Raw genomic sequence first — 6,935 nt, 5'->3', positions numbered from 1 at the left:
ATACTTTTTTGGGAACTTTGTTCCTAATAGCTTTCATGCCGGTCTCCTTTATAACACACTATAAAAGATTCGGCTGAAAGCTATTTTTTTATATACTTTTTTTTAAATTTGCCAAACTCAAGTTATTTAATTTAACCACTTCCTCCTCATTTTTTAAATAACCTTTCCGTATACCAATATAGACAGAAGTAATTATCCTATCAGTATAATCTTTTATAATTTCCTTCAACGTATCAATTTTTATCTCAGGCCCTTCTTTAGCGTCATTAAAAATATGATTAAAAATAGGATTGCCGCAATTTAGGCCGGCTAAAATCAATACTTTTGGAGATACATCAGTCCCAAACTGCGCTTGTTTAGCTCCGCCCCGCAAAACTGCAAGAGATTTGAGTAGAGTAGACGCCCGTTCTTTTCTGGGATTAGAAACCATTTCATAAATTTTACCCTGTTCACCCTTATCTTCCTTAATCTTTATTTTGTTTTTCTTAATAAATTCATCCGCTTTACTTTCCTCTATTTCTATTCTATCTCCCAAATTTGAAAATATCCCTAACTTGGCATAACATAAAGAAAAAACACCCTGAAGGTGGGCATTATAAAATTCAGTAGTATATGGCAGTGGAGTTCCCTCTTTCAAATGCACAAAGCCTTCATCCCTTCCTTTCCAACCAAATTTCCTTATTGAAACAAGCAGGGATGCGGCAAAAGGAGAGGTTCGCATCACAGATTTTGTTTTATTTTTTTTACCTTTTTTATCTTTTTCCTCAGCAGATTCTTCTACCTCTTCAGGCTCTTCAGCATCTTCATTTGTTTTTCCCTGTCCCTTTTCAGCTTTCATATAACCAAAGATGTCATCTTCCGGACATAAAACAGGATTCAATTCTCCTGAAATTTTATTAGCTGTTCCCTTCTCACTTAATCCTATTGCCCTTAACTCACTCTTCGGCCAGTTAGGATTTTCTTCGAGGCAAGTATTTCGAAGCCATCTTTTCCAGGCTTGAGAAGAAACGTAAGGAACTTTATCCTTACCGTCTTGAAAAGTCTTGGGAATTGTTACATTACGATCTTCACCTTCGCCTAACCCCGCTCCGTTAAGAAAAGACGCATCAGCCTGAATCAAAAAAGTTCCTGCAATATTTGTCAAAACCTTATCCATTTTATTTTTCCTCCTTTATTTTTTGGCCATATAAATTGGCTAAATTCAATCTCATCTGGAATAGCAGTTCGTGCAAAACGGGATTGCCTTCTTCGTCACAACAAAACTCGTCCCAGTTTTCAACATTAAATTCCTCGCGTCCCTTTTCAGCAAGCCTAAGAAAAACACCTTCCAGCCATTTGCGTTTCAATACTCCTCTTTTAAAACCTTCTAAAATATCCCTGCTAAACCTTTCCAATCCTCTTCTTGCTACATAATCATCAAAATAAAGTCCCGATGCTTGTTTTATTAAAGGATGCGGTTTCACTTGATTACCTCCTTCCTCAATTTTATTAAATTTTTGCTTCCATTCTGTTTCCTCTGGATGATAAAGAAAAAAACGTATCATATCCCATCCATTCCAATCAACTTTTATTGGATGTCTGCTAATCTCGACAAACAATTGCGTATAATCGTCATAACTTAATTCTCCTGATTCAGCCATATCAGCCATTAATCTTCGCACCCTATTTGTATTTGAATTATCTCTGAAAATTTCCGATTTAACATTCTTTTTTGCTTTGTCATCTAATGAATTAATATATTTTAATGCAATCTTTTGAGCGATTTGCAAAGCACTTTTTGAAATCCTACATATTTTTAACTGATACAAGACAAAAAGTTCGGGGGTTACTCCCTGATTTTTCTTAAATGGATACAAACCTCCAAATTTTTTATTTCCATAATCTTTTCCCTCTTTTATAGCTGTTAATAATTGAAACCGAGGATATTTAGGTTCATTAGCCAGTAATTTATCAATTTCCTGTCTAAGCCCAAAATGAACCACTTCCCATAAAAACATTAGTGCTTTATTGGGAATTTCCTCAAGTTTGCAATCCGCGCCGGTTCCTGAATTACTAAATTTCCATACAAGTAAATTTGAATAATCAGGAAGATTTTCTCTTTTTCGCTCCTTTTGAAGTTTTTCTATTAGATTTAACAAACGGCTTGTTAATACTTTTGTTCCTTCCTTTTTACCGATTGCCTCGCCATTTCCAGCCCTCAAGCGCGCAATTGTATCGTCAACAATCGCTGTTACTAAATCAATAGTCAAAGATTGCGAGGTAGATTGGAATACCGCGACTTTCCCACCAAATAAAATAAGAGCAACGGGTAAATAGTGAACAGAAAATAAACAAGCTGGGCAAATATGCATAGCGCGGGAAGCTGACGGCAAGGCTTGAGCATCACTACCTAAACTACCTGAAAGAGGAAACCAATCTCTTCCTAATACCTTACCTTCTTTTGTCTTTTCTCCCGCCTTTGAAAGAACTTGTTCATATAAATTTGCAAAGTCAAAATTTGTATTTCTTCCACAAATTTCACAAATATAACCGCCTCCATCTTCTGCCTGACTGGCATTTAAGAGTCCTTTAACTAAACTTATGTAAATTTGATAATTTTTTTCAGAAGGGGTTCCTTGTTTATAACCATATCCATTAGTCAATGGCCCATTTCTGCCAAAAACCATTGTAAAAGTTTTTAATTTTGCGTTCATTCTCGCCAAATCTTTACCATCATTAAAAACTCTTACTACATCATCATAACTTAGTTCTGAAATGTCATTCTTATTAGTTAAATGCAAGATTACAATTAGCCCTGTATCCACAAACGGATTCCCCGTCCACCTAAAAATCCCCATAACCCTCCAATTTTCTAAAGTAATTGTTCAAATGGTTTAAATAGTTTAAGCCGTTCAATAAATAATCATTCAAACGTTAAATTGTTCAATCAGTTCAAACCGTTCAATTAGTTCCAACTGGCATAAACGGCCCCCCGTTCACCTAAAAATCCCCATAACGCCTCCGAATTAAAAATAAAGTTTAAGCCGTTTAAATAGTTCAAGCCGTTCAAGCCGATTAAACTAAAAAATCGTTCAAGCTGTTTTAACCGTTTAATCCGTTTAACAGTCTGAACCGTTTCAACCGTTTGAACAGTTTAAACCGATTCTGACGATTCGGGTTTTTTTACGTTCAAGTTTCGGACTATTTCATCCAATTCCTCTTTCATGGTCTTTTGCCTCGGCATTTTATATTTTACACCTTTCAGGCGGCTTCCTTTTAAATATTCCATAAAATTGTTAAGCATAATAGAAATCTTCTTAAATGCGCTTATTAATTCTTCACATTGTTTCTTATCAAGGTATTCCTGGTCCATCGCAACATATAACTGGGTCCTAACCTCTCCACAGGAACCCTTGGCAATCGAAAGAAATTGAATCAATTCCTGATTGCCGCTTCTTTCATAACCTTCGGCAATATTGGACATTATGGAAACAGATGCCCGCCTTATCTGGTCTCTCAGGCCGTAATCTTTTGAAAAATTGCCGCTGTTTGTAATTTTATAAATCTTGTTTGTCAATTCTCTCGCCGATTTCCAGACTTCGAGGTCTTCAAAATATTTTATTTGCATTACTCCTCCGTTTTAAAATTGTTCAAACCGTTCTAACAATTCAAGCCGTTCCAACCGATTAAACCCAAAAATCGTTCAAGCAGTTTAAACGGTTTAAACTGTTCAAAGTGTTTAAACGGTTTCTACATACCCGCATCCCATGCTGTTATTCTGTCCAAAACCGCATTCGAGGCCGATTTTTATCAATTCTTCGGGCCCGCTTACAATAAAAGGTTGTAATGTTCCTTTTATTTCTCCGGTAATTTTACCATTTTTGAAGATTTTGAATGATTTATTTATTTTAGGTTTAAGCCGTTTAAACAGTTCAAGCTGAAAATTGAATTTCAAAGGTTCACCTTCGTATGGTTTTCCGTAAAGTGTTTCATATTTATGCATGAGATTCTGGTTGAGAAGTTTTTCATAATCCCCGTCCCCGGGGAAAAGATAAATGTCCCTTTCACCAGCAGGCATGGGTTTTTTGACGAAGATTGGCGATTCCAAAGGTTTTAATAATAGGCCGTTTAATCCGTTTGAACGGTTTAAACCGTTCAGGCCGTTACCGTTCAAGGGATCCGGTAATGTTTCTACGCGGCAGATATTTAATATTTGAGAGCCGAGCCTTATATTTTGTCCCTCCCTAAAAATACCGTCTATCAAGTGCTGTAAAAATTGATGGACAGGCGAGGCGATTTGGAATGATAAAAAGAAAGGTGATATTCGGGAGGCGGTGAAAGAAAAACCGTCTGAAATATTCAAGCCGTTTAAACTGTTCAAACTGTTTAAGCCGCCTGAGCCGTTCGAACCGATTGAATTGTTTGAACTGTTTAAACGGTTTGAACTTTTTATTCTAACCGGGCCCTGGAATATTATTCCGGAATAGACAAATAATTTAAACCGTTTGTCTTTTTCGCAAACATATCCCTGCGCATGCAGCCATGACGCGTAATCAGGATCTGAACTGGCCAAAAATTCGTAAATCACCGCCTGTATCTGGTGCTGGTAGTTAAAATTAACGGCTCCCGGCTTATCTGATGAAAGTGTTACTTTTATTCTCACGCCTTTTTCACCTCTCCAAATATGCCTTTTATTGTATTACAACAATTAATTGAAGTCAATTCATAATTTTAACTATGCTTTACAAACTTCTGTCTTTTAATCAAATCCACAAAGGCCTCCACCCTTGTCATGATCCCGGTCTCAGAGGAATGTTCGTCCAGAAACAGCGAAAGAACCGGTATTTTTTCTTTTTGCATGATTTTCGGGAAAATACTGTATGCCACAATCTCAGGCATGCAGGTAAAAGGTGCAATTTGTATCACACCGTCGAAATTTTGTCTTTTTGATAAAATACTCTGTCCTATGGAATATAATCCTTCGCCGCCGATGTGCTTTTTAAGATAAGGTTTCGCAAGTTCTTTTATCATTTTTATTTCAGCCCGCGCCTCCCTGTCAAACGACCACACCCTTTTCAGCCAATTCGTGATTTTAACTGTCCTGTCAACATAAATTCCCATTTCAGAAAGTCTTTTTTCAAGATTGAAATTTACAAACGGTTCTAAAACCATAAAAATCTCTCCGACAACCGCAATTTTTAAATAATCATTTTTTTTTTCAATCCCGGCCTTTGAAAATTCTTCATCAATATAGCCTTTAAAATCTTTTGTCTCTTTCAGTGATTTTATATTATCAATCTTTCGCAATAAATTGAAAAATATCCTTTCACATTCCCCTTCCCTTGTTTCAAATAGGCGAAGAGTTCTAAGATTGCTCTCAGATGATTCTATCAATTTCATTTTGGTCCATCCAAAATACAAAGATTTCATCACGTCCCACGTTGACTTGACTTTAGTTATATATTTAATTTTTTTAACAACTTCCAGAATTTTTGTCTGGTTAACCGACACAAGCTCAAAATTATAGCCCAGTTCCCCGAGAATCCTTCTTTGAATCTCGCCGTAGTATCCAAACCTGCACGGACCTTCACCGCCGCCTGTAACTATTAAATTTGCTCCCAAATTCAAAGCTTCAATTAAATTTCCAAGATTTATTTTTAAAGGCAGGCATGTAAGTTCAGGCGCATATTTTGAGGCAAGATAAAGGGTGTTCTTATTCGGACGCGGCGCGATAATAACCCGGCTTCCCAGAGACGCAAAAATTGATTTTAAAGCTATATAAATGTAACCCATGTGCGGAAAAGTAACTGCCGGCATTTTACGAATTCCTTTCCCTGATTGTCTTGATCATTTCTATAAACGCCTCCAACCTCGTTTCAAGCCCGGCGGAACCGGTATGTTCATCCAGCACTAAAAATAAATAAGGCTTTTTATTATATTCCCTTATCAGAGAACCAATCAATTCTCCTATTATGGAATCAGGCCCGCATCCAAAGGATGTAATGTTAATTATTCCATGTATACCGGGTTCTTTTATAAAATATTTTGTTGCACCGACTACATCGCGGCTTAATGTCCAAAACACCTTTTTTGGCAAATCACCCGCCTCTTTTATTATTGTTTCCGGCGAGACCATATCGGGTGTGAAAATTGAAATATCTTTTGCAGCTAATTTATTCATAATATTTAAATTCAGATCCGCGTCATAAATATTATACGGATGCCCAATAACGGCAATATTCAATTTATCGCTCTTTTTTAATATCTTCAAATCCTCCGATAACGATTTTCTGTGTATATTATAATTTCTAAAAGCCTTTCTCCACGCTTTATAAGTATTAATTGAAGTTGAGCCAAAAATACCGCCTATCTTGTGAATATTACCATATAGCAGTAATAATTTTGAGGAATCTATATCCAGTTCAATTAAAGGCGGCAAATCATGAATTATATTTTTCACCATGTCCGGCAGGCCGATTATTTTTGGACAGAAGGTAGAATTATTTTCCACTTTTACAAACCGCGGCAAGAAAATAAAATCAATTTTTTTCCCTTTCAGGTCGATAATATGGCCGAAATAATTTTTTAAAGGCAGGCAAACCTCATCGGGCACTAATTTTGCCCCCTTCTCCATTGTCACCTTATCGGGACAAGATAAAATAATCTCAGCGCCAATTTCCCTGAAGAATGTTTCATAAAATCTAAAATAATTATAATATAATAAAGACTTTGGTATCCCGATTTTTTTATCCATAAATATTTCCGCATAAGTTTACCATAAATATTTTTAAATCTTGACAAAAATATTTATATTGGTAGAATATACTAATCCTAAAACAAGCGAGTTTTTTTAAGCGCGACTTAAAATTAATCGGCAGCCATGGAAAATCTTTATTTTCGCTCTATTCGTCCATATAAAATTTATTTTTTGTTTCGTTAAACTGGGAAAATATTTT

At 36.0% G+C, this 6,935-nt stretch carries 6 protein-coding genes; all 6 read right to left on the bottom strand.

The window, feature by feature from the left end; translation table 11 throughout:
* Nucleotides 1-88 precede the first annotated feature (88 nt).
* Nucleotides 89-1,156: a type I-B CRISPR-associated protein Cas7/Cst2/DevR gene (cas7i, locus tag AB1498_00875; GenBank protein MEW6086855.1), complete on the bottom strand. Its 1,068-nt coding sequence runs from the start codon at nt 1,154-1,156 to the stop codon at nt 89-91.
* A 1-nt stretch (nt 1,157) separates the two neighbouring features.
* Nucleotides 1,158-2,837 carry a Cas8a1 family CRISPR/Cas system-associated protein gene (locus AB1498_00870; GenBank protein MEW6086854.1) on the bottom strand — a complete coding sequence of 560 codons (1,680 nt, stop codon included), beginning with the start codon at nt 2,835-2,837 and terminating at the stop codon, nt 1,158-1,160.
* Nucleotides 2,838-3,133: 296 nt separating this feature from the next.
* Nucleotides 3,134-3,607 carry a four helix bundle protein gene (locus tag AB1498_00865; protein ID MEW6086853.1) on the bottom strand — a complete coding sequence of 158 codons (474 nt, stop codon included), beginning with the start codon at nt 3,605-3,607 and terminating at the stop codon, nt 3,134-3,136.
* Between the two features lie 111 nt (nt 3,608-3,718).
* A complete protein-coding gene (gene cas6, locus AB1498_00860) occupies nt 3,719-4,642 on the bottom strand; it encodes a CRISPR-associated endoribonuclease Cas6 (protein ID MEW6086852.1) in 924 nt (307 codons plus the stop codon).
* A 68-nt stretch (nt 4,643-4,710) separates the two neighbouring features.
* The gene (locus AB1498_00855) at nt 4,711-5,796 is read right to left on the bottom strand and encodes a CoA protein activase (GenBank protein MEW6086851.1); all 1,086 of its coding nucleotides are present in this window, start codon (nt 5,794-5,796) and stop codon (nt 4,711-4,713) included.
* A 1-nt stretch (nt 5,797) separates the two neighbouring features.
* Complete coding sequence (locus tag AB1498_00850; GenBank protein ID MEW6086850.1) at nt 5,798-6,733, bottom strand: acyl-CoA dehydratase activase-related protein; 936 nt, start codon at nt 6,731-6,733, stop codon at nt 5,798-5,800.
* Nucleotides 6,734-6,935: the final 202 nt, after the last annotated feature.

This window comes from bacterium, from assembly GCA_040754625.1.
Lineage (GTDB): Bacteria > JACRDZ01 > JAQUKH01 > JAQUKH01 > JAQUKH01 > JAQUKH01.
This window is presented reverse-complemented; position numbering and strand designations above follow the sequence as displayed.

Coding starts and splice junctions, on each gene's coding strand:
- AB1498_00865 (MEW6086853.1), bottom strand. CDS start 3,607: ATGCAAATAAAATATTTTGAAGACCTCGAAGTCTGGAAATCGGCGAGA.
- cas7i (MEW6086855.1), bottom strand. CDS start 1,156: ATGGATAAGGTTTTGACAAATATTGCAGGAACTTTTTTGATTCAGGCT.
- AB1498_00850 (MEW6086850.1), bottom strand. CDS start 6,733: ATGGATAAAAAAATCGGGATACCAAAGTCTTTATTATATTATAATTAT.
- AB1498_00855 (MEW6086851.1), bottom strand. CDS start 5,796: ATGCCGGCAGTTACTTTTCCGCACATGGGTTACATTTATATAGCTTTA.
- AB1498_00870 (MEW6086854.1), bottom strand. CDS start 2,837: ATGGGGATTTTTAGGTGGACGGGGAATCCGTTTGTGGATACAGGGCTA.